This window comes from Sphingomonas sp. EU05-FHT14C10 (assembly GCF_058790595.1).
The window spans coordinates 54784-75972 of the sequence record NZ_JBYTEN010000003.1 but is presented as its reverse complement, the minus strand read 5'-3'; the positions used below and the strand labels follow the sequence as shown (position 1 = coordinate 75972).

At 66.9% G+C, this 21189-nt stretch carries 20 protein-coding genes; 9 read left to right on the top strand and 11 right to left on the bottom strand.

Annotated features, from left to right (window positions below; genetic code table 11):
* Positions 1-38 precede the first annotated feature (38 nt).
* Positions 39-1370 (top strand): amidohydrolase family protein, encoded by a 1332-nt coding sequence (locus AC3WT0_RS05035; protein ID WP_492751961.1) that lies wholly within the window; start codon positions 39-41, stop codon positions 1368-1370.
* On the top strand, positions 1367-2644 hold the full coding sequence (locus tag AC3WT0_RS05030) for an MFS transporter (RefSeq protein ID WP_492751960.1): 1278 nt from the start codon (positions 1367-1369) through the stop codon (positions 2642-2644). Before AC3WT0_RS05035 ends, AC3WT0_RS05030 begins: the two co-directional genes overlap by 4 nt.
* Before the next feature lie 51 nt (positions 2645-2695).
* On the opposite strand, the gene AC3WT0_RS05025 is transcribed toward AC3WT0_RS05030, so the two are convergent.
* The 7 genes from AC3WT0_RS05025 to AC3WT0_RS04995 all read right to left on the bottom strand — a co-directional run bounded on the left by AC3WT0_RS05025 (position 2696) and on the right by AC3WT0_RS04995 (position 9762).
* On the bottom strand, positions 2696-3286 hold the full coding sequence (locus AC3WT0_RS05025; protein WP_492751959.1) for a PEPxxWA-CTERM sorting domain-containing protein: 591 nt from the start codon (positions 3284-3286) through the stop codon (positions 2696-2698).
* 247 nt (positions 3287-3533) lie between these two features.
* The gene (locus AC3WT0_RS05020) at positions 3534-4199 is read right to left on the bottom strand and encodes a LutC/YkgG family protein (protein ID WP_492751958.1); all 666 of its coding nucleotides are present in this window, start codon (positions 4197-4199) and stop codon (positions 3534-3536) included.
* Positions 4196-5617: a LutB/LldF family L-lactate oxidation iron-sulfur protein gene (locus AC3WT0_RS05015; protein WP_492751957.1), complete on the bottom strand. Its 1422-nt coding sequence runs from the start codon at positions 5615-5617 to the stop codon at positions 4196-4198. The genes AC3WT0_RS05020 and AC3WT0_RS05015 overlap by 4 nt, the downstream gene beginning before the upstream one ends.
* Complete coding sequence (locus AC3WT0_RS05010; RefSeq protein WP_492751956.1) at positions 5614-6402, bottom strand: (Fe-S)-binding protein; 789 nt, start codon at positions 6400-6402, stop codon at positions 5614-5616. Before AC3WT0_RS05010 ends, AC3WT0_RS05015 begins: the two co-directional genes overlap by 4 nt.
* Before the next feature lie 3 nt (positions 6403-6405).
* Complete coding sequence (locus AC3WT0_RS05005) at positions 6406-7182, bottom strand: enoyl-CoA hydratase (protein ID WP_492751954.1); 777 nt, start codon at positions 7180-7182, stop codon at positions 6406-6408.
* Positions 7183-7192: 10 nt separating this feature from the next.
* Positions 7193-8359 carry a CaiB/BaiF CoA transferase family protein gene (locus AC3WT0_RS05000; RefSeq protein ID WP_492751952.1) on the bottom strand — a complete coding sequence of 389 codons (1167 nt, stop codon included), beginning with the start codon at positions 8357-8359 and terminating at the stop codon, positions 7193-7195.
* A gap of 128 nt (positions 8360-8487) precedes the next feature.
* On the bottom strand, positions 8488-9762 hold the full coding sequence (locus tag AC3WT0_RS04995) for an MFS transporter (RefSeq protein WP_492751950.1): 1275 nt from the start codon (positions 9760-9762) through the stop codon (positions 8488-8490).
* 138 nt (positions 9763-9900) lie between these two features.
* Here AC3WT0_RS04995 and AC3WT0_RS04990 point away from each other — a divergent pair, with 138 nt between their 5' ends.
* The gene (locus tag AC3WT0_RS04990) at positions 9901-12078 is read left to right on the top strand and encodes a TonB-dependent receptor (protein WP_492751948.1); all 2178 of its coding nucleotides are present in this window, start codon (positions 9901-9903) and stop codon (positions 12076-12078) included.
* Positions 12079-12189: 111 nt separating this feature from the next.
* Here the strand turns inward: AC3WT0_RS04990 and AC3WT0_RS04985 are convergent, their stop codons facing one another.
* The 3 genes from AC3WT0_RS04985 to AC3WT0_RS04975 form a co-directional block, all read right to left on the bottom strand.
* Positions 12190-13563: an L-serine ammonia-lyase gene (locus AC3WT0_RS04985; protein WP_492751946.1), complete on the bottom strand. Its 1374-nt coding sequence runs from the start codon at positions 13561-13563 to the stop codon at positions 12190-12192.
* Between the two features lie 126 nt (positions 13564-13689).
* Complete coding sequence (locus AC3WT0_RS04980; RefSeq protein WP_492751945.1) at positions 13690-15603, bottom strand: CocE/NonD family hydrolase; 1914 nt, start codon at positions 15601-15603, stop codon at positions 13690-13692.
* A 78-nt stretch (positions 15604-15681) separates the two neighbouring features.
* Positions 15682-16197 (bottom strand): GNAT family N-acetyltransferase, encoded by a 516-nt coding sequence (locus AC3WT0_RS04975; protein ID WP_492751943.1) that lies wholly within the window; start codon positions 16195-16197, stop codon positions 15682-15684.
* Between the two features lie 134 nt (positions 16198-16331).
* Here AC3WT0_RS04975 and AC3WT0_RS04970 point away from each other — a divergent pair, with 134 nt between their 5' ends.
* Both AC3WT0_RS04970 and AC3WT0_RS04965 read left to right on the top strand, forming a co-directional pair.
* A complete protein-coding gene (locus AC3WT0_RS04970) occupies positions 16332-16706 on the top strand; it encodes a dihydroneopterin aldolase (RefSeq protein WP_492751942.1) in 375 nt (124 codons plus the stop codon).
* Positions 16703-17464, top strand: a complete 762-nt coding sequence (locus tag AC3WT0_RS04965; protein ID WP_492751941.1) for an SDR family oxidoreductase — start codon at positions 16703-16705, stop codon at positions 17462-17464. Before AC3WT0_RS04970 ends, AC3WT0_RS04965 begins: the two co-directional genes overlap by 4 nt.
* Positions 17465-17477: 13 nt before the next feature.
* Here AC3WT0_RS04965 and AC3WT0_RS04960 read toward each other — a convergent pair whose 3' ends face one another.
* On the bottom strand, positions 17478-18170 hold the full coding sequence (locus AC3WT0_RS04960) for a hypothetical protein (protein ID WP_492751940.1): 693 nt from the start codon (positions 18168-18170) through the stop codon (positions 17478-17480).
* A gap of 383 nt (positions 18171-18553) precedes the next feature.
* On the opposite strand from AC3WT0_RS04960, the gene AC3WT0_RS04955 reads away from it, so the two are divergent.
* The 4 genes from AC3WT0_RS04955 to AC3WT0_RS04940 all read left to right on the top strand — a co-directional run bounded on the left by AC3WT0_RS04955 (position 18554) and on the right by AC3WT0_RS04940 (position 21089).
* Entirely contained in the window at positions 18554-19210 is a 657-nt protein-coding gene (locus tag AC3WT0_RS04955) for an energy transducer TonB (protein WP_492751939.1), read from the top strand.
* A 96-nt stretch (positions 19211-19306) separates the two neighbouring features.
* A complete protein-coding gene (locus AC3WT0_RS04950) occupies positions 19307-20062 on the top strand; it encodes a MotA/TolQ/ExbB proton channel family protein (protein WP_492751937.1) in 756 nt (251 codons plus the stop codon).
* A gap of 95 nt (positions 20063-20157) precedes the next feature.
* Positions 20158-20637 carry an ExbD/TolR family protein gene (locus tag AC3WT0_RS04945; RefSeq protein WP_492751936.1) on the top strand — a complete coding sequence of 160 codons (480 nt, stop codon included), beginning with the start codon at positions 20158-20160 and terminating at the stop codon, positions 20635-20637.
* A 20-nt stretch (positions 20638-20657) separates the two neighbouring features.
* On the top strand, positions 20658-21089 hold the full coding sequence (locus AC3WT0_RS04940) for an ExbD/TolR family protein (RefSeq protein WP_492751935.1): 432 nt from the start codon (positions 20658-20660) through the stop codon (positions 21087-21089).
* Positions 21090-21189 lie beyond the last annotated feature (100 nt).

Below are 21189 nucleotides of genomic sequence, written 5' to 3'. Positions count from 1 at the left end.
TGAGCGTGGTGAAAGGCGGAGCGAAAAGACGGGCGCGCATGAGCAGGCTCGCACTGGGGCTGGCGACGTTCGGTGCGCTGGCGACGATGCTGGCGGCGCCGGCCGCGGCGGAAACGCTGCTGATGCGCAACTTCACGCTGATCGACGGGACGGGCGCGCCGGCGAAGCCGCAAAGCGCGATGATCGTCACCGACGGGCGGATCATCTGGGTCGGCGCGGCAGGCGATGCGCGCGCGCCCGATGGCGCGCAGATCGTCGATCTTTCGGGCAAATATGTGATGCCCGGGATCATCGATCTCCACATCCACCTCGGCAATCTCCACGAGCTGACGCAGGACCAGAAATATTACACCCACGACAATGTGGAGAAGGATCTGCGCACCTACGCCTCCTACGGCGTGACGACGGTGCAGATCATGGGCACCGACAAGGACGTGATCTTCGACATCCGCCGCGAGCAGCGCGCGGGGCGGCCGAACATGGCGCGCGTCTATACGGCCGGGCAGGGGCTGGTGCTGAAAGGCGGCTATGGCGGCGTGCCGGGGGTCAATCACCCCGTCGCGACGCCCACCGAGGCCGCCGCCGAGGTCGATGCGCAGGCGGCCAAGGGCGCCGACTTCATCAAGCTGTGGGTGGACGACGAACTCCACACCATGCCCGAGATGGCGGCGGACATGAGCAAGGCGATCATCGACGCCGCGCATCGCCACGGATTGAAGGCTTATGCGCACGTCTTCTACCTCGACGATGCGAAGCGTCTGACCGCGCAGGGCGTCGACGGCTTCGTCCATACGGTGCGCGACCAGCCTGTCGACCAGGCGCTGATCGACGCGATGAAGGCGATGGGCACGGTGCAGATCGCATCGACGCTGAGCCGCGAGGCGGCAGTGATGGCGTTCGGCCAGCCCGCGCCCGAGCTGAAGGATCCCTTCTTCCAGCAATCCATCTCGCCGGCCGCGCTGGCGATGCTGGCGAGCCCCGAGCGGCAGAAGACGATCGCGGCGCAGCCCAGCTATCCGCGCCTGCCGGCCTTTCTTGCCGCCGCCGAGAGCAATACGCGCAAGATGTACGATGCGGGCGTCGTCATCGGCTTCGGCACCGACGCGGGGCCACCGGGGCGCGTGCCGGGCTATTCGGAGCATTGGGAGCTGGCCGAGCTGGTCAAGGTCGGGCTGACGCCCGCGCAGGCGATCCATGCGGCGACAGGGCAGGCGGCCGAGCTGCTGGGTACGCGCGATCTGGGGACGATAACGCGCGGCCGCTGGGCCGACCTGATCGTGCTCGACGCCGATCCGACCGCGAATATCCTCAACAGCCGCAGGATCAACGCCGTCTATATCGCCGGGCGGCCGGTGCCGACGGTCAAGTGAGCGCGGCCGGGGGGCGCCCGACGCGGATCAGGCATCATGTGCTCGCGCTCACCGTCGCGGCCTATATGATAACCTATATGGATCGCGTTGTGATTTCGACTGCGATGCCATCCATGCGATCCGAGTTCGGTTTTTCGCTCGTGACGGCCGGGTGGATACTCAGCGTGTTCCAGATCGGCTACGCGCTGTTCCAGATACCCGGCGGCTGGCTGGGCGACCGCTTCGGTCCGCGCCGGGCGCTGACCTGGATCGTCATCTGGTGGTCCAGCTTCACCGCGCTCACCGCCGGCATGTGGTCGGCGGCGTCGATGATGGTCTGCCGCTTCCTGTTCGGGGTCGGCGAGGCCGGGGCCTTCCCGATCGCCACGCGCTCGCTGTCGCGGTGGATGCTTCCCGCCGAGCGCGGTTTCGCGCAGGGCATAACCCATGCCGGCGCGCGGCTGGGCGGTGCGATCACGCCGGTTTTCGTCGTCTTCCTCATCGCCCATTATGGCTGGCGTGCGCCCTTCCTGCTCTTCGCGCTGATCGGTCTCGCCTGGGCGGCCTTCTGGTTCTTCTATTACCGCGACACGCCCGCCGAGCATCAGCGCGTCAACGAAGCCGAGCGGGTGTTGATCGCCGAGGCGCTGGGCGGCGAGACGGCGCATACCCGCGTCAGCGTGCCCTGGCGCCAGCTGCTCCATAATCCGCAGATCTGGGTGCTGTCGGCAATGTACTTCTGCTACGCCTACAGCATCGGCATCTTCCTGACCCTGTTCCCCACCTATCTGAGCGAGGAACGCCAGTTCAGCCTGACCGAAATGGGAATCTATGCCAGCCTGCCGCTGATGGCCGGCGTGGCGGGGGATATCGCCGGCGGCTGGATTTCGGACCGGATGGTGGCGCGCACGGGCAATCTGAAAATGGCGCGGCGGCTGGTCGCGGTCGCGGGTTTCGCGCTGGCGGCGGTGACGATCCCGTTTGCGGTGCTCAGCCATGCGCCGCTCGTCTCGGTCGCCTGGTTCGCGCTCGCGGTGTTCGGGCTCGAACTGACCGTCGGCGTATCCTGGGCGGTGGCGCTGGATGTGGGCGGCAGCTTTGCCGGTTCGGTATCGTCGGTGATGAACACCTTCGGCAATATCGGCGGCGCGCTCGCCTCGGTGCTGACCGCCTATATCGTGCGTTATTTCGGCTGGACGCCGGGCTTCATGGTGCTCGCGACATTGTGCGCGATCGCGGCGCTGCTCTTCCTGAAGATCGACGCCTCGCGAAAGCTCTACGTCGGGGCCGCATAAAAGGCCGCCGCCCATGGATCGGGGCGGCGGCCCTTCTGGCCGGATCGACGATCAGGCGTAGGTGACGTTGACCCGCCCGCGCCGGCGCCGCAGCCCGGCGCCCACAAGCCCGAAGCCGCCGACCAGCATAGCCCAGGTCGCAGGCTCCGGAACGGCATTGGCGGGCGTATAAGTGAAGGTCAGTGTGCCGGTGGTGTAGATCGCGTCGGCGGCGTTGGGATAATCGTCATAATCCTCGGCGAATTCGAGGCGGAGGATGCCGTCGGCGCCGACCGAGAAGGACAGGCCTTCGGCGACGAGATCGATGGTCTCGCCATAGGTCTCCGCGCCCGAGAAGTCGTCGCCGATGCCCGGCGTCAGGAAGACCCCGGTGGTGACGGCGCTATCGGTGAAGAAGATCTGCGCCTCGGACAGCCAGCTGAGCCCGACCGTGCGGATCCTGATATTGTAGGTGACGCCGGTGATCGTGGCGCCGGCGCCGATATTGTAGCTGAAGACGCTGTTGCTGGAATCGCCGAAGCCGTCGAAGCTCCTCACCCCGGTGACGTCGACCATAAGTGTCGCGGCCTCGGCCGCAGTCGTCGGAAGCGCCGTCGCGAGCATGGCGGCGGCGATCGTGGTCGGTATGGCAAATGCTCTCATCTTTGACCCCCGTAATGTCGTGATGAAATGCCTTTGTCGTACCCTCTCCATTTGTTCGTCCGGACCCATCCGGTCTTTTGCCGGCGGACAACCCCGAAAACGTTAACCACATTTTAGCCAAGTTCAATTGGCGCGCCCGACAAAACATTGTGAAGATTTGCGAAAATGTCCCGGATTGGATCATGTGGCGACCGGATCGAACGGCGCAGGCGGCCGGATCGGCCGATCGTTGCGCTGCCGGCAGCGATCAGTCGGCGATCAGCACCAGCAGGCTGTGGGGGCCGTGGGCGCCGAGATACATGGTCTGCTCGATATCGCCCGAGCGCGAGGGGCCGGTGACCATGTTGACGACGCGCGGCATCTGCCCCTTGCCGAAGCGCTGACGGACATGGGCGATCGCGCTTTCGGGATCCCCGACGATATCGGCGGAAGCGACGATCGCGATATGCACTGTCGGCAGGAAATTGAGTGTCGTCGGATTGTCGTTGCCTGACAGCAGCATGAGCGTGCCCGTCTCGGCGACGCCGGCGTCGGCGTGGCTGAGCCCGGCGCTGTCGGCGGGATCGGCGGGGCCGCTCGCGACGGTGACGGCGGTGCCCGACCAGTCGAGCGCGGCGAGGCGCGGATCGGCGCCGGTGCGGATCGCGGCAGGCAGGTTGCGCGCGGCGAGCCACGCGGCGACGACGCCCGGAATATCGGCATAGGCGACACGCTGAACCTCGCCCAGCGCGGCGGTCGCGCGCGCGGTGAAGACGGCGATCCTGCCTTCGAGATCGTGCTGGCCCCGCGCCGGGATCGTGCCGCGCGGCGCGCGGGCGATGCGATCGGCGACGGCGGCGCGGCGCGCGGGATCGGTGCCGCTTGTCGCCAGCGACTTGCGGATCGCGGCCAGCATGGCCTCGCGCGCGCTCATCGGCGTTGCTCGCGCCGCCAGCGCGCCTGGAAGGTCTCGCCCTCGGGCGCGGGGAAATCGCGCCATTGGGTCCAGCCGCCGGCGAGCGGCAGGCTGCGGAAATTGCCGGCCTGCCCGAACAGGCCGCCGATGCGCACCGCGAGCCCGGTGGCGCGGCGGTAAAGCGCGGGGCGGCGCGCGAACCACGCCCACAGGCGCAGCGCCCAGCGCTGGGTGCGCGGCGTGATGTGGCGATCGAACTCGTCCTCGCGCCAATGGCGCATCAGCCTGGGCAACGGGATGCGCATCGGGCACACGCTTTCGCAGCGCCCGCAGAAGGTGGAGGCGTTGGGCAGATCGCGCGCGCGCTCCAGCCCCTGCAGCATCGGGCTCATCACCGCGCCGATCGGGCCGGGATAGACGGCGGCATAGGCGTGGCCGCCGATCGCCTGGTAGACCGGGCAATGGTTCATGCACGCGCCGCAGCGTATGCAGCGCAGCGCCTCGCGAAAGTCGGTGGCGAGCATCGCGCTGCGGCCATTGTCGAGCAGCACGACATGATATTCGTCGGGGCCGTCGGGATCGCCCGCGCGGCGCGGGCCGGTGGAGATGGTCGTATAGACCGTCGTGTCCTGCCCGTTGGCCGAGCGGGGGAGGAGGCGGACGACCTGCGCCGCATCCTCCAGCGTCGGCACCAGCTTCTCGAACGAGGCGATGACGATGTGGACGCGCGGCAGCGTCTGCGTCAGGTCGCCATTGCCCTCGTTGGTGACGATGATCGAGCTGCCCGTCTCGGCGACGAGGATGTTGGCGCCGGTGATGCCGACATCGGCGGCGATGAACTTGCGGCGCAGCACGCCGCGCGCCTCGGCAAGCAGGGTGCGCGGCTCGCTGAGATCGCGCGCAGGATCGTGATCGGCGTGCGCGCGGCGGAAATCGGCGGCCACCTGTTCCTTGCTGACATGGATGGCCGGCGCGACGATGTGCGACGGCGTCTCGTGGCGGAGCTGGATGATATATTCGCCGAGGTCGGTCTCGACCGGCTCGATGCCGTTTTCCTCGAGGAAGGCGCCGAGGTGGATTTCCTCGGACGCCATCGACTTGCCCTTGGTGACGCTCTTCGCGCCATGGCGGCGGCAGATATCGAGGACGATCTGGCGCGCGGCCGCCCCGTCGGGCGCGAAATGGACATGGCCGCCGCTCTCGACGACCTTCTTCTCATATGCCTCGATATAAAGGTCGATATGCGCGAGCGTGTGATCCTTCATCGCCCGCGCTTCGTCGCGGATCGCCTCGAACTCGGGAAGATCGGCGACCGCGGCGGCGCGGTGCGCGACGAAATTGGTCTTGAAGACGTTGAGCGAGCGCTGGAGCGTCGCATTGTCCAGCGCGTCGCGCACGCGCGCCTTGAACGGGGCGGCGGGGGCGACCTCGCTCATTCCTGCGCGTCCGGGCGCGGCTCGGCGATGGCCGGGCGATCGGCCATGCCGGCGAGGACTTCGGCGACGTGGCGCGCCTCGATGGGCGAGCCGAGGCGCTTCAGCTTGCCAGCGATGTTCATCAGGCAGCCGAGATCGCCGGCGAGGATCGTGCCCGCGCCGCTCGCGGCGATCGCCTCGACCTTGCGCGAGACCATCTCGTTCGAGATCGCGCCATATTTGACGCAGAAGGTGCCGCCGAAGCCGCAGCAGACATGCGCATCCTCAAGGTCCACGCGCTCCAGCCCGGCGACCCGGTCGAGCAGGCGGCGCGGCTGGGCGGCGATCCCGAGCTCGCGCAGGCCCGAGCAACTGTCATGATAAGTGACCTGCCCGGCGAAGCGCGCGGGCACGGCTTCGACCCCCAGCACGTCGACAAGGAAGCTCACCAGCTCGAAGGTCTTCGCCGCCAGCGCCTCGGCGCGCCCGCGCCAGGGATCGGCTTCGTCGAACAGCTCGGCATAATGGAGCTTGACCATGCCGCCGCATGATCCCGAAGGCACGACGACATAATCGTAGCGCTCGAACGCCGCGATGGTGGTGCGCGCGATCGCCGCCGCGTCAGCCCGGTCGCCCATATTATAGGCGGGCTGGCCGCAGCAGGTCTGCTCGGGCACATCGACGCGACAGCCGGCATCGGTGAGCAGCTTCACCGCCGCGTCGCCGACGGTCGGGCGGATCAGGTCGACAAGGCAGGTGACGAGCAGCCCGACGCTCGGTCCGCCTGGCGCTTGGCCTTCAACCACGCCCTATTCTCCCGTCCAGACCGGCTTCCGCTTGGCCAGGAAGGCGCGGACGCCGTTCCTGAAGTCGGCACTGGCATAGACCTTGCCGATCAGATCGTCGATGTCGGGCAGGTCGGCGTAGATGAGGCGGCGGATCGCTTCCTTGCTTGCCGCCGTGGTCAGCGGCGCGTTCTCGGCAAGGCGCGCGCACAGCGTTTCGGCGGCGGCGTCGATTTCCGCAGGATCGACTACGTCGGTGACGAGCGAGAGGTGGCGGAGCTCCTCCACGGGCAGGATCTCGCCCAGCATCAGCATCCGCTTGGTGATCGCGGGGCCGACATGCGCGAGGATGCGGGCATAGCTGCGCGCGGCAAGGCAGTTGCCGATCGTGCGGCCGATCGGCGAACCGAAGCGCGATCCGGTGGTCGCGATGCGAAAGTCGCAGGCGAAGGCGATGGCGAGCCCGCCGCCGACCGCCCAACCCTCGATGACCGCGACGGTCGCCTGCGGCAGCGCCTCGATCGTCTCGACATAGGCGCCGACCTCGCGCTCATAGGCGATGCCCTGCTCGGCGGTCTCGAAATCGAGGAAGCCCGAAATATCGGTGCCCGAGACGAAGGCCTTGCCGCCCGCGCCGCGAAAGGTGACGACGCGGACGTCGCGATCGCCGGCCAGCGTCGTGCAATGCTCGGCGAGCTCGCGCCACATCGGCCAGTCGAGCGCGTTATAGGCGGCCGGATTGTCGAAGGTCAGCCGTGCGATCGCGCCTGCGCGATCGAGCCTGACGCGGCCCTCGCTCATCGGTTTGCGCTCACTGGCCCGCGCTTTCGCGGCGCGCGGCGAGTTCGGCGCGGATCTGTGCGCCATGCTCGTCGAGCAGCGGCGGCGGATGGCGGACGATCTGCGGCGAGCCGCTGAGCTTCACCGGGAAACCCAGCGCCTTGAACGTGCCTTCGACCGGATGGGCGATGTCGATCACCATCTCGCGCGCGGCGACATGATCGCTGGCGAGCGACTGCGCATAATCGTTGATCGGACCGGCGGGGACGCCTGCGGCAAGGAAGCGTTCGACCCAGTCGGCGACGGTGCGCGTCGCGAAGGTGGGGCGCAGCACATCGATCAGCACCAGGCCGTTGGCGACGCGGGTGCTGTTGTCGATGAAGCGCGGATCGTCGGCCAGTTCGGGCAGGCCCATCACCTCGAGCAGCGCCAGCCACAGCTTCTGGTTGGCGGCGGCGAAGACGAAATAGCCATCGGCCGCCATCACCGCCTGATAAGGCGCGGACATGCGGTTGGCCGAGCCGAGCGGCCTGGGCGATTTGCCCGTCGCCCAGATTTCGGCGGTCTCCCAGATCGACAGGCCGAGCGCGGCCTCGATCAGCGAGGCGCCCACGAACTGGCCTTCGCCGCTCTTCTCGCGCCCGATCAGCGCGCTCAATATCCCGTAGACCGCGAACAGCGCCGCACCGAGATCGGCGACGGGGGTGCTGTTCTTGACCGGCTCCTGCCCCGGCAGGCCCGTCGCGCTCATGATGCCCGACATCGCCTGCGCGATGAGATCATAGCCCGGGCGCTGCGCCCAGGGTCCGCTCTGCCCGAAGCCCGATATGCCGGCATAGATGAGGCGTGGATTGATGGCACGCAGCGTCTCGTAACCGATGCCGAGCCGGTCGGCGACGCCGGGGCGGCCATTCTCGACCACCACATCGGCGGTGCGGACGAGATCGTAGAAGGTCTCGCGATCCGCCTCGGTCTTCAGGTCGAGCACGATGCTGCGCTTGTTGCGGTTGAGCGCGAGAAAGCCGGGCGAATCCTCGCCCTTCAGCCGGAAGCCCATGGAACGGCGCGATGAATCGCCGACCACCGGGGGTTCGACCTTGATGACGTCGGCGCCCATGTCGCCCAGCAACATGCAACAGAAGGGACCAGCCATGACCTGTGACACGTCAAGTACTCTGATCCCGTCGAGCGGCGGCATTCGGTTCGTCTCCCTGCGCGGCCGGCCTCGCTTCAATGAACGGGCGGCGCACTCAATGCATACATATGCCTATCATTGTATGCAAGTCTGTGCAGAGGGAGATTGAACCATATGCGATGAAATGCAGTTCAGGCCCTCCGCCGCGCGAGGAGAAGCCCGGCGATGCTGAGCAGCGCGGCGGCCGAAAGATAGACGCCGACCAGCCCGATGCCGCCGCGATCGACCAGCCACTGCGCTGCGACCGGGGTCAGCGCGCCGCCCAGGATGCCGCCGACGTTGAACGCGATCGATGCCCCCGTATAGCGCACGAGCGGCGGGAAGAGATCGGGCAGGAAGGCGCCGAGCGGGCCATAGACGAAGCCCATCACGAACAGCGACAGGCTGAGGAAGGCGAACATCGGCAGCAGCGTGCCCGCGCCCATCAGCGGCGCGAGGATCAGGCCGCAGCCGAGCGTGCCGACGCAGCCGACGAGGAGGACGTAGCGCGGCGTCCGCCGGTCCGACCACCAGCCGGCGAGGACGATGCCGAGCGCCATGAACAGGATCGCGCCGAGCTGGAGCGCGAGAAAGGTCTCGCGCGGGATCCTGAGCGAGGTCGTGCCGTAGCCGAGCGCGAAGGCGGTCGCGATATAATAGAGCGCGAAGCAGGCGACGACAGCGAAGGTGCCGGCCAGCGTTTCGCGCGCGTGGCGGGCGAAGACGGTGGCGAGGGGAACGCGCGGCGGCGCTTCGGCCTCCAGCGCCCTGGCGAAATCCTGCGTCTCGGTGAGCTTCAGCCGCACCCACAGCCCGAGCAGGACGAGGATCGCGCTGGCAAGGAAGGGCAGGCGCCAGCCCCAGGCGCGGAAGGATTCGGCATCGAGCACGAGGCCGAGGATCAGGAACAACCCGTTCGCCGCGATGAAGCCCAGCGGCGCGCCGAGCTGGGGCACCATGCCGAAACGCGCGCGCCAGCCGGGCGGGGCATTCTCGACGGCGAGGAGCGCTGCGCCGCCCCATTCGCCGCCCAGCCCGAAGCCCTGGCCGAAGCGCATCAGGCTGAGCAGCAGCGGCGCGATCCAGCCCGCCGTCGCATAGGTCGGCAGGAAGGCGATGGCGAAGGTCGATCCGCCCATCAGCATCAGCGAGGCGACGAGCGTGGATTTGCGCCCCACCCGGTCGCCGAAATGGCCGAAGGCGAAGGCGCCGAGCGGGCGGGCGAGGAAGGCGAGGCCGAAGCTGGCCCATGAGGCGAGCAGCTGGCCCTGCGGCGAAAGCGACGAGAAGAAGAGCGGACCGAAGATCAGCGCCGCCGCCGTCGAGTAGATGTAGAAATCGTAGAATTCGACGGTGGTGCCGACGAGGCTCGCGAGGAGGATGCGGCTGTTCGAGGCGCGCGCGGGCGCAGAGGCTTGTCCGGTCATGATTTCCCTTCCCGCTGCCCGATTGGGGCCGGGGACGGATCAGGTCAATATGGAGCGATTAACCCGAATTTGACCAAAATTAGCGATGTCGGAGCTGAAGATACGAAGGGCTGGTCCTTCGTTTGCAGGTGTTTCCGAATGACGACAAAGGCTTATCTGATTCTCGGCATGTCGATGCTTGCGTTCGCGGCGATGCCCGCGTGCGCCGCCGAGGACGACAATGCGGATATCGTCGTCACCGCGCAGAAGCGCAGCGAGCGGGCGAACGAGGTTCCCGGCGCACTGACCGCGATCAGCGGCGACCGGCTCAACCAATTGGGCGTCAAGGGATTGCAGGATCTGGCGGGCTTCGTTCCCGGCCTGACGCTGGCGGGCACCGATCGGTCGCAGTCGACGCTGATCATCCGCGGCATCACCACCTCGTCGACGGCAGCGAGTGCGAGCGTGGGCGTGGTCGTCGACGGCGTGCCGGTGGGATCGAGCTCGAGCTATGCGCTGGGCGGATCGGTGCCGGTCGACGTCAATCCGGCCGATCTCGAGCGGGTCGAAGTGCTGCGCGGGCCGCAGGGCACGCTTTACGGCGCGAGCACGCTGGGCGGCCTCATTTCCTATGTCACCAGGGCGCCGAGCCTGACCGATGTCGAAGGCGAGCTGCGCGGGACGTCGCAGTTCGTCGAGGGCGGCGGCTTCGGCTGGTCCAAGCGTGCGGCGTTCACCGCGCCGGTGGTCACCGATATGGCGGGCGTGCGCATCTCCGGCTTCTACGATCGCCTGCCCGGCTATATCGACAATCCGCTGCTCGGGCTGAAGGACGTCAACAAGAGCCGGTCCTATGGCGGGCGCGCCGCGATCCTCGTCAAGCCGGTCGAGGCGCTGTCGATCACGCTGGCGGCCGACGCGCAGAATCTCAACCGCAAGTCGGTGGACGCCGTTTCGTACGATTTCGCGACCGCCGCGCCGATCGCCGGCCGTTACGATCAGGTGCAGAGCAACCTCGAGCCCTATCGACAGCGCTATCGCCAATATTCGGCCAAGGCCGAATGGGATCTGGGTCTGGCGACGCTCTCGTCGCTCAGCGCCTGGCAGCGCATCCGATCGTTCAACAGCTATGACTATTCGGCGGCGCCGCTCGGCCAACTGCTGATGCTGCAGGGTGGCGGTCTGGTTTCGGGGGCGACGCTGCCCTTCGCTGCGACGACGCACAAGTTCACGCAGGAAGTGCGGCTGACCTCGAACGGCGACGGCCCGCTGCGCTGGCTGATCGGCGGCTTCCACACGGACGAGGACAGTCTGCTCGACCAGCAGATCGTCGGCATCGGGCTGGACGGCAAGCCGTTCGCGCCTTTTGCGCCCGCGCTCGGCTTCGTCATTCCGACCAGCTATCGCGAGGATGCGGCCTTCGGCACGCTGTCCTACGACATTACCGATCGCTTCGAGCTGGGCGGCGGGCTGCGCTACAGCCACAACCGCCAGCGCTTCGACGAGACGGTGAGCGGTCCGATCGCGCCGATCCTCGGCATCGGGGGCACCTTCCCGACCGTCAAATCGTCGGAGAATGTTGTCACCTATTCGGCTTCGGCCAAATATAGCGTGAGCGACGACGCCAACCTCTATGTGCGCGCGGCGAGCGGATATCGTCCCGGCGGACCCAACCTCGTCCTTCCGGGCATCGCCAGCCGCTTCAAGGCGGACCGGCTCAACAATTACGAAGTCGGCTTCAAGTCGCGGATCGCGGGCGGGCGCGGCAATGTCGACGTCGCGCTTTACTGGATCGACTATCGCAACATCCAGCTTACCGGATCGATGGGCGGGCTGCTCTATTTCACCAACGGCAAGAGCGCGACGAGCAAGGGCGTCGAGGCAAGCGGGAACTTCGAGGTTATGACCGGCCTGACGCTGGCCGCCAACTTCGCCTATACCGATGCGACGCTCGACGAGGCGGTGCCCGAGCTGGGCGCGGCGAAGGGCGAGCGGCTGCCCGCGACGCCGAAGTTCGCCGGCGCGGCGAGCGCGGACTATCGCTGGTCGTTCAAATCGGGGCTCGAGGGCTTCGTCGGCGGGTCGCTGCGCTATATCGGCAAGCGGCCCAACAGCTTCAACGCCAGCATCGCCAATCCGCAGTTCGTTCTGCAGGACGCGGCGCTGATGGACCTGCGCGCGGGCGTCGAGACCGGCGGCGGGCTGGAGGTCGCGCTGACCGTCACCAATTTGTGGAACGAGCATGCCCAGATGTATGCGACGACCAGCTATGGCCGCGCCAACGTCAGCATCGCCCAGCCGCGCAGCTACGGCCTCGCGGTGACCAAGAAGTTCTGAGGGGCCTTCAAACCGCTTCGTCATTGCGAGCGCAGCGAAGCAATCCAGAACGACGCCTGACGCTCAGGCTGGATTGCTTCGCTGCGCTCGCAATGACGGCGAAAGGGGCGCTCAGCACTCCACCACGTTGACGGCGAGTCCGCCGAGCGAGGTTTCCTTGTAGCGTTCGTTCATGTCGGCGCCGGTGCGGCGCATCGTCTCGATCACCTGATCGAGGCTGACGCGGTGGGTGCCGTCGCCGAGCAGGGCCAGCCGCGCGGCCTCGATCGCCTTGATCGCGCCGACGGCGTTGCGCTCGATGCAGGGGACCTGCACCAGCCCGCCGACGGGATCGCAGGTGAGGCCCAGATTATGCTCCATGCCGATCTCGGCGGCATTCTCGATCTGCGCGTTCGACCCGCCGAGCACCGCAGCCAATCCCGCTGCGGCCATCGAGCAGGCGACGCCGACCTCACCCTGGCAACCGACCTCGGCGCCAGAAATCGAGGCATTTTCCTTGAACAGCGCGCCGATCGCGGCGGCGGTGAGCAGGAAGCAGTGCCGCCCCTCGGCATTCGCGCCGGGCACGCAGCGTTCATAATAGCGCAGCACGGCAGGGATGATCCCGGCGGCGCCGTTTGTCGGCGCGGTGACGACGCGCCCGCCCGCCGCATTCTCCTCATTGACCGCCAGCGCCCAGAGATTGACCCAGTCGATGACCGAAAGCGGGTCGGAGAGGGCGCGCTCCTGCCGCGCGAGCAGCTTGGCGAGCACTTCGGGTGCGCGGCGTTTGACCTTGAGGCCACCGGGCAGGATGCCGCCCGAGGCGATTCCGCGATCGACGCAGGCCGACATCGCGTCGGCGATCGCGTCGAGCCTTGCGCGCACTTCGGGCTCCGCCAGCGAGGCCAGTTCGTTGGCGAGCGCGAGGCCCGCTATGTCGAGGCCCGCAGCATCGGCGCGCTCGAGCAGTTCGGCGCCCGAATGATAGGGATAAGGCACGTCGGCGAGTCCCGCCGGCGGTGCGTTGGACTGGATGTCGGCTTCCTCGACGATCGCGCCGCCGCCGACCGAATAGGAGACTGAGTCCGCGATCAGATCGCCCGCCGCATCCCATGCCGAAAAGCGCATGCCGTTGGAGTGGAAGGACAGCCGCTCACGCTGGTGGAACAGCAGATCGGCCTGCTCGTCGAAGGCGACGACATGGCGACCGGCGACCTTCAGCCGCCCTTCGGCACGGATGGCCGCCACGATCGCATCGGCCTCGTCGGGATCGATGCGATCGGGGTGCCGGCCGGACAGGCCGAGCAGTACCGCGCGATCGGTGGCGTGGCCCTTGCCGGTCAGCGCCAGCGATCCGTAGAGATCGGCGGTGACGCGCGCGACGCGGGGCAGGCGTTCGCCCAGCCCCTCGACGAAGCGCGCGGCGGCGGTCATCGGCCCCATCGTGTGCGAGCTCGAGGGGCCGACGCCGATCTTGAACAGGTCGAAGGTGCTGAAGGGCATGATATCAGTGCTTTCGGTTCCGCAACGCGATTGTCATTGCGGGCGAAGCGAAGCAATCCAGCGAGACGTCAGGCATCGGCTGGATTGCCTCGTCGGCTGCGCCTCCTCGCAATGACGATGCCGGCGTTACTGCGCCGGCTTCGCCTCGACCAGAGGCAGCCAGACGGCGCTCGCGGCATTGGGCGCACGCTCGATCGTCTGGGTCGCGGCCTTATAGTCGCCCGGCTGCGCGAAGAAGATGTTCTTCACATAGGTCTGCGGGTTGCGGTCGTAGAGCGGGAACAGGGTCGACTGGATCTGCACCATGATCCGGTGGCCGGGCAGGAAGACGTGGTTCGTCGTCGGCAGGCGGAAGCGATAGCGCTGGATCTTGCCCGCCGGGATCGGCTTCGGCTCGGCGAAGCTGTCGCGATAGCGGCCGCGGAAAATGTCCATGCTCACCGCAAGCTGATAGCCGCCCATCTTCGGGCTGGAGGCGACTTCGTCGGGATAGACATCGATCAGCTTCACCACCCAGTCGGCATCGGTGCCCGTGGTCGCGGCATAGATGTCGGCATAGGGCGCGCCCGAGATGCGCACCGGCGCGGTCAGAACCTCGCCCGTATAGGTCAGCACGTCGGGGCGGCCGTCGACCGAACGCTGATCGGCGACCAGCCAGGTCTTCCAGCGATCGCTGTCGTCGAAATTGATCGGGCGGGTGAGGTAGGGGACGGGCTTGGCCGGATCGGAGACATAGCTGTCGCCGCCCGCCGCCACGGGCTTGTCGAAGCCGAGGCCGAAGCCCGATTGCAGATAGAGCGGCTTCATCGGCGCGCCGCAGCCCGTATCGCAGGCGAGTGGCCACTGGCTGAAGCGGTCCCAGCGATTCTCGCCGGTGTTGTAGATCATCGCGCGCGGCGGATCGAAGGCCGGGCCGTCCTTCAGATAGCGGTTGAAGAAAGGCAGCAGCACGTCGCGCCGCCACTGGGTCGCCGTGTCGCCGTCCCAGTTGAACACGCCCAGCGACGAGCCATCATAATTGGCCTGGCTGTGCCGCCACGGCCCCATGACGAGCCAGTTATTGGCTTCCTTGCCGGCGGCCTTCAGCGCCTCCCAGCTATGGACCGCGCCGTACATGTCTTCCTGATCGAACAGCCCCTGTTCCCACATCGTCGGGACCCGGGACGGCGCGGCGGCGATCAGCTTGTCGAGCGCCTGACCCTGCCAGAAGGCGTCATAGGCGGGGTGATCGGTCATCCGCTTCCACGCCGGAAGCTGATCGAAGCCCGAGAGCTTCGCCCAGGCGCCGGCCGAGCCGAGGCGGCGGAAGGTCTCATAATCGTCATAGGCGCCCATGGCGGGATCCTGACCGGCACCCTTGTAGCCGGTCTGCGATCCGATCCAGCCGATATTGGCCTGGCGGAAGGCGCCGTAATGGAACCAGTCGTCGCCCATCCAGCCGTCGACCATCGGGCTTTCGGGGGCCGCGACCTTGAGCGCGGGGTGCGGATCGAGCAGCGCCATCACCACGGTGAAGCCTTCGTAGGACGATCCGATCATGCCGACGCGGCCGTTCGATTCGGGCGTGTTCTTCACCAGCCAGTCGATCGTGTCCCACGCATCGGTGACATGATCGGTGGCGGTGGGATTGAGCGGGCCGCGCACGGGGCGGGTGACCATATAGTCGCCCTCGGAGCCGTATTTGCCGCGGATGTCCTGGAAGACGCGGATATAGCCGTCCTGCACGAAGACCTCGTCGCCCTGCGGCAGTTGCGAGATCATGTGGGGGCTGTCCATCCGGTTGGCGCGCTTCGCGGCATTATAAGGCGTGCGCGTGAGCAGGATGGGCAGGTTCTTCGCGCCCTTGGGAATGACGATGACGGTGTAGAGCTTCACCCCGTCGCGCATCGGGATCATCACTTCGCGCTTGATGAAATCATCCTGCGCGGTCGGCTGGACGAAATGCGCCGGGATGTCGTTGGCCGGCGGCTGGAGCGCGGCCGGAGCGGCAGTGGCGGCGAGCAGCGAAAGCAGGGCGGCGGCGTAGGCGGAACGGATCATGCGGCACTCCGGAAAGGACGCGCCTGCCTGCCGGGGAACGGCGGCGATTTCAATGGGGGCGTGGAGCCCCTCAAAGCGTCAGCCGACCAGCACCCCGATGCGCGGGCGGATCGCGCCGTGCGTGCCGACGGTGCGGCCGCCGCGCAGGCGGGCGAGGAGGCGGCGGCGCTCGACCGGGCCGTCGATGATCCAGTCCGCCGTCGCATCGGCGGCGAAGCCCCAGAAACGGCCATAATATTCGGGATCGCCAATCATCATGAGCGCGTCGGCGCCGGGCCGGTCGCTGGCGTCGGCCGCGGCGAGCATCGCATCCATCAGCGCGCGGCCCGTGCCCTTCTGCTGCAGGTCGGGCTCGACCGCGACGGGGCCGACCATGACCAGCGGCTCATTCTCCAACCGCACCGGCCAGCACTGGATGAGGCCGATCATCCGGCCGGCATCGTCGAGCGCGGCGAAGCTGAGCTCCGCGATCCAGCGAGTCCCCGCGCGCAGACGATAGGCCGTGCGCCCATGTCGGTCCGCACCGAACGCCCGGTCGAGCAGCGACTCGATCTGCGTTTCGGGGATCCGGCTGAGGGGCACGATGCTGGTCACGTCTATAGAGTCTCCCTGGGCGATCCGGTTCGGCCGGAAGCGGCGCGCTTTAGCGTCGCTTTCGCGAAAGGGAAGCGCTAATCGCATCGCGCCCGGCGATCGTCGCCGCCCGATGGATTCCAATGATGCCCCATATGAATGAAGATCTGTTGCGCCTTGAAGTCGCGGATATCGAAGTCTCGCTGCTGACCGGCGTGTTGTCCGAAGAGACCAAGCTGCCGCAGCCGCTGCGCGTTTCGATCGCAGCCGATCTGCGCGCGCCCGACCGCTTCGCGCCGGAGACGCCGCTGTCGGCCTCCAAAAACTATCTCGATCTCAAGCGTGCGGTGACCGAGGGCGTGCCGCGCGACGTCCATTTCGGGCTGATCGAGGCGATCGCCGATCATATCTGCGACACGCTGTTCATGCAGGACGATCGCGTGCGCCGGGTCGAGGTGAAGATCGTCAAGCTCGCCATCGCCGAGGCCAATGAGTCGATCGGCCTCACCATGGTCCGCCACGCGCGATGAAACTGGCGCTCGTCACCGGAAGCTGCCGGCGGCTGGGCGCGGAGATCGCCGGGCGGCTGGCCGAGGACGGCTATGCGCTCGCGCTCCACGGCGCGCATGCAGCCGAACCCGATGCTGCGCTTGCCGCGCGCATCGCGGGCGCCGGTGTCGCGTCGCATCTCTTCGTCGCCGACCTGGCCGATGCACGGGCGGTCGAGACGCTGCCCGCGCGGATCGAGGCGCATTTCGGGGCAGCGCCGACGCTGCTGGTGAACAATGCCTCGCGCTTCGAGGATGACGATGCGGGGACGGCGAGCGTCGCCGGGCTCGACGCGCATCTGGCGGTCAACGCGGTCGCGCCCTTCGCGCTGTCGCTGGCGCTTGCCCGCCGCGCGACGGCGGACGCGCCGCTCGCCATCGTCAACATCCTCGACGAGCGCATCGTCAATCCGCACCGCGACCAGCTGAGCTATACATTGTCGAAGCAATTGCTGGCCGAGATGACACGGACGCTGGCGCGCGCGCTGGCGCCGCATGCGCGTGTCTGCGGCGTGGCGCCGGGGCTGACCCTGCCCACCGCCGACTATGCGCCGGGGCAGATCGAGCGGCTGGCGGGGATGATGCCCCTGCAACGCTTGTCGCGCCCCGCCGAGGTGGCCGAGGCCGTCGCCTATCTGGCGCGTGCCGAGGCGACGACGGGGCAGATCATCTTCGTCGACGGCGGCGCGAGCCTGACCGCGTTCGACAGGGATTTCGTCCACCTCGCGCGCGAGGGGTGAGGAAGAGAAGGGATTATTTCCGGCTGCGCACGCAGCGGCCAAGTCCGTCGATCACCAGGCCGTAATCGGCGCGAATCTGGGCGACCGAATCGGGATCGGCATGGGCGAGCGACGATTCGGGGATGGCGGGCGGCAGCGCGCAGGCGAGGCGATACCAGAGCAGCGTGTCGCGCGCGGGCGGGGCGGCGGCATCGTCGACGATCTCGCTCAGCGCCACGGCCCAGCGCGGCGCTTCGCCCGGGCGGCGGATGATCGACAGCGAGACCGGGCGGTGATCGGCGGTGGTCAGGAAGATCTGCGTCTCGCTTTCGCCCGGAAGCGTGCCGGGCACGCTGAAGGCGTTGCCGACCCCGGTGATCTTCGGCGGGGCATCGAGCCTTGCGGCTTCGGTGAGGATCGCGCGCAGCGTCGCCTCGGTTTCGGGCGTCCAGGCAATCTGGGCGTCGGGCGCCGCAAGGCGCAGGTCGGCCCCCTTCGCCGCGCTCGCGATCAGGATCACTTTGCTCTTCTTCAGGCGAGGCGGCTTGCCCCGCGAATCGAGGGGGACGTCGACCAGATAATTGACCGTCGAAGCGATGCCGCCGGCGCCGCGAATCAGCGTATCGACGGTCGCGCTAACGTAAAATCGCGCCATGCCCGGAGGGATCGCACCGGATTCGCCGTCCTTCAGGCGAATCGCTTCGGCAATGGTCGCGCTCAAAACCACCGGCGATTCGAGCGCAAGATCGGAAAGATCCGCATAGCTGAAGCCCGATTCGGCGGCCGGAGAAATTAATTGTTTATTACCAAAATCTTGGGCCGCCATGGCAGGCATTGGTGCGAAAAGCAGAATAAGGGCAATTTTGTGTCGCATCTCGTTTCCCGTCAGCCGCTTGCCGGACAATGGCGGTATCGCCTTATGATTGTCACGCACGGCTTCTAGCCTGACAGCGCGGACAAAGCGTTTGCGTTCCGTCGCTGTTGCGAGATAGACAATCCGCGTCTGCCTAACGAGACGATAATTCAGGGTGGAATGGGGTTGTTGCCAAGCCGACGCGACCTGGCGGTATGTCAGGCCGCGTCTGGGGTATGAGGGAGTTTCGTTTCTGAATGGCCTACGCTGATCAAAAAATGAGCGGCGGCAAGATCGGGGCGATTATCGTCGTCCTGCTTCTGCACGCCGTTCTGGGTTATGCGTTCGTCACGGGTCTGGCGATGAACGTGATCAAGCACGTGTCAAAGGATCTGTCGACGTTCGACGTGCAAGAGGAGCCGCCGCCCCCCGAGGAGCCGCCGCCCCCGCCGCCGCCCGACAAGCCGCTCGAGCCACCGCCGGTGGTTTCGCCGCCGCCGATCGTCCAGGTGCAGACGGTTACGCCGCCGCCGCAGGTGTTCACGCAGCCAAGGCCTGAACCTGCACCGGTGCCGAAGCCGGCCCCGCCGCCCCCGCCGCCCGCCCCCGTGGCGAGCAAGGCTGCGGCCGCGAAGGGCGATCCTGCGCGGTGGTTCAGCACGGACGACTATCCTCCGGGCGCGCTGCGCCGCGAGGAGCAGGGCACGACCGTCATCGCATGGGACATTGACGAGCAGGGACGCGTGCAGAATTGCCGTGTCACTCAGTCGAGCGGTTCGGCCGAACTCGACGAGACCACCTGCAAGCTGATGAGCCGGCGTGGCCGCTACAGCCCGGCGCTCGACCAGAGCGGCAATCCGATGCGGATTACCAATCAGACGCGTCGCGTGCGCTGGCAGCTGCCGCAGAACTGACGAACTTGAGGGGGCGGGCGCCCGGGGAGTTGGGCCTCGCCTCCTTTTCAATAACATCCGAATAATGAGGAAAGCAGAAACATGTTGATCCAGCTCATGGCCGCCGCCGGCGCGGCTGCCCCGCAGGGGGAAAACCCGTACGGCCTGATCCCGGCGCTCAAGGAAGGCGGCCTGATCTCGCAGACCGTTTTCGGTATCCTGGTGCTGATGTCGGTCTTCTCGTTCTACATCCTGTTCACCAAGCTGTTCGAGCAGCAGAAGATCATCAACCAGGGCAAGCGCATCCGTGCCAGCTTCTGGAACACGACCAGCCTGCGCGACGGCGCCGCCAAGCTCGAGAAGAACAGCGCGTACAAGCAGATCGTCGACGACGCGATCGTCGCCCAGGAACAGCACAGCAAGCTGACCGATCCGGTCGAGGCGCATGACTGGATGCACAACTCGCTGGGCCGCAGCCAGGACCTCATCAACTCGAAGCTGGGTGGCGGTCTCGCCTTCCTCGCGACCGTTGGTGCGACCGCGCCGTTCATCGGCCTGTTCGGCACCGTCGTCGGCATCTATCGCGCGCTCATCAAGATCGGCCTCGCCGGCCAGGCGTCGATCGACGCGGTCGCCGGTCCGGTCGGTGAAGCGCTCATCATGACCGCGCTCGGCCTGGTCGTCGCGGTTCCCGCGGTGCTCGCCTACAACTGGCTGCAGCGTCGCAACAAGAGCATTGCCGAAGACATCTCGGCCTTCTCGAACGACGTTCACGGCTACCTGCTCTCGGGCGGCAGCGTGAAGCCGGTCGCGGCCGCTCCGGCCCGCGCCGCTGCTCCGGCTGCCAAGCCGGCGACCACGCCGAAGGCTTGATCTGACGCCGGCGGGGCGGCCCTTCGTGGCCGCCCCACCCAGCCGGCGCCGGGTTCGCCCGGTGCCGTCGATCAAGACAGATAGGATTTTGGACTATGGCATTTAGTGTCGGCGGTGGCGACGAAAAGCCGATGTCCGACATCAACACGACTCCCCTGGTGGACGTCATGCTGGTGTTGCTCATCATCTTTCTGATCGCCGTTCCTGTCGTGATCCAGACGGTCAAGGTTAAGCTGCCTGACGTCCGTTTCGATCCGACCACGACCAAGCCCGAAAACGTCTCGCTTTCCGTTCGCGGTGGCGCTGACGGTTCGTGCGAGGTCTATTGGGGCCTGACGCGTGTCGATTCCAGCGAGCTGCTGACCCGCGCGGTCGACAAGCTCAAGAAGGAAATCGACAAGCAGGGCGGTCCCAGCGCCCCCGGGCTCGAACTGCCCGAGGCGCATATCCGCGGCGACGTGAATACGCCCTATCGTTGCATCGGTGGTGTGATCTTCACGATGCAGCGTGCGGGCTTCGCGCGCGTTGGCTTCATCTCCGAACCCCCTCCCGGGTCCGGCGTGAGCCGCCTCTGAGCGCTGAGGAGAATTAGACCATGGCAATGAGTGGTGGCTCAGATGATGGTGAGCCGATGGGCGAAATGAACACGACGCCGTTGATCGACGTCATGCTCGTTCTGCTCATCATGTTCATCATCACCATCCCGATCCAGACCCACGCGGTTAAGATCGATCTTCCGGTGAACTCCCCCAACCAGACCCCGCCGCCGATTCTTCCTGACAAGAATCAGCTCGGCGTCGACGTGAACGGCACGGTTCTCTGGAACGGCACGCCGATCGACCTGGTGACGCTGCGCCAGTATCTGGAGCGCACCAAGGCGATGAACCCGGAACCCGAGCTTCACGTGCAGCCCGATCCCAACGCTCGCTACGAGGTTGTCGATCGCGTGCTGGCGGTCGTGAAGCGGTCCGAAGTGACCAAGATGGGCTTCGTCGGCAACGAACAGTACGGCAATTTCGGCAAGTAAGCCGAGGTTCCGCTCGAAACGATGAGGGCGGTCCCGCAAGGGGCCGCCCTTTTTCTTTGCGTGAGCGTGGTTCGATTTTTCCCAAGGGCAAGCGTGGCAT

Excerpts from the sequence above, each read along its gene's own strand:
- AC3WT0_RS05035 (WP_492751961.1), top strand. The coding sequence starts at position 39 with ATGAGCAGGCTCGCACTGGGGCTGGCGACGTTCGGTGCGCTGGCGACG.
- AC3WT0_RS05025 (WP_492751959.1), bottom strand. The coding sequence starts at position 3,286 with ATGAGAGCATTTGCCATACCGACCACGATCGCCGCCGCCATGCTCGCG.
- AC3WT0_RS05020 (WP_492751958.1), bottom strand. The coding sequence starts at position 4,199 with ATGAGCGCGCGCGAGGCCATGCTGGCCGCGATCCGCAAGTCGCTGGCG.
- AC3WT0_RS05015 (WP_492751957.1), bottom strand. The coding sequence starts at position 5,617 with ATGAGCGAGGTCGCCCCCGCCGCCCCGTTCAAGGCGCGCGTGCGCGAC.
- AC3WT0_RS05005 (WP_492751954.1), bottom strand. The coding sequence starts at position 7,182 with ATGAGCGAGGGCCGCGTCAGGCTCGATCGCGCAGGCGCGATCGCACGG.
- AC3WT0_RS05000 (WP_492751952.1), bottom strand. The coding sequence starts at position 8,359 with ATGCCGCCGCTCGACGGGATCAGAGTACTTGACGTGTCACAGGTCATG.
- AC3WT0_RS04995 (WP_492751950.1), bottom strand. The coding sequence starts at position 9,762 with ATGACCGGACAAGCCTCTGCGCCCGCGCGCGCCTCGAACAGCCGCATC.
- AC3WT0_RS04990 (WP_492751948.1), top strand. The coding sequence starts at position 9,901 with ATGACGACAAAGGCTTATCTGATTCTCGGCATGTCGATGCTTGCGTTC.
- AC3WT0_RS04985 (WP_492751946.1), bottom strand. The coding sequence starts at position 13,563 with ATGCCCTTCAGCACCTTCGACCTGTTCAAGATCGGCGTCGGCCCCTCG.
- AC3WT0_RS04980 (WP_492751945.1), bottom strand. The coding sequence starts at position 15,603 with ATGATCCGTTCCGCCTACGCCGCCGCCCTGCTTTCGCTGCTCGCCGCC.
- AC3WT0_RS04970 (WP_492751942.1), top strand. The coding sequence starts at position 16,332 with ATGAATGAAGATCTGTTGCGCCTTGAAGTCGCGGATATCGAAGTCTCG.
- AC3WT0_RS04965 (WP_492751941.1), top strand. The coding sequence starts at position 16,703 with ATGAAACTGGCGCTCGTCACCGGAAGCTGCCGGCGGCTGGGCGCGGAG.
- AC3WT0_RS04955 (WP_492751939.1), top strand. The coding sequence starts at position 18,554 with ATGGCCTACGCTGATCAAAAAATGAGCGGCGGCAAGATCGGGGCGATT.
- AC3WT0_RS04950 (WP_492751937.1), top strand. The coding sequence starts at position 19,307 with ATGGCCGCCGCCGGCGCGGCTGCCCCGCAGGGGGAAAACCCGTACGGC.
- AC3WT0_RS04945 (WP_492751936.1), top strand. The coding sequence starts at position 20,158 with ATGGCATTTAGTGTCGGCGGTGGCGACGAAAAGCCGATGTCCGACATC.
- AC3WT0_RS04940 (WP_492751935.1), top strand. The coding sequence starts at position 20,658 with ATGGCAATGAGTGGTGGCTCAGATGATGGTGAGCCGATGGGCGAAATG.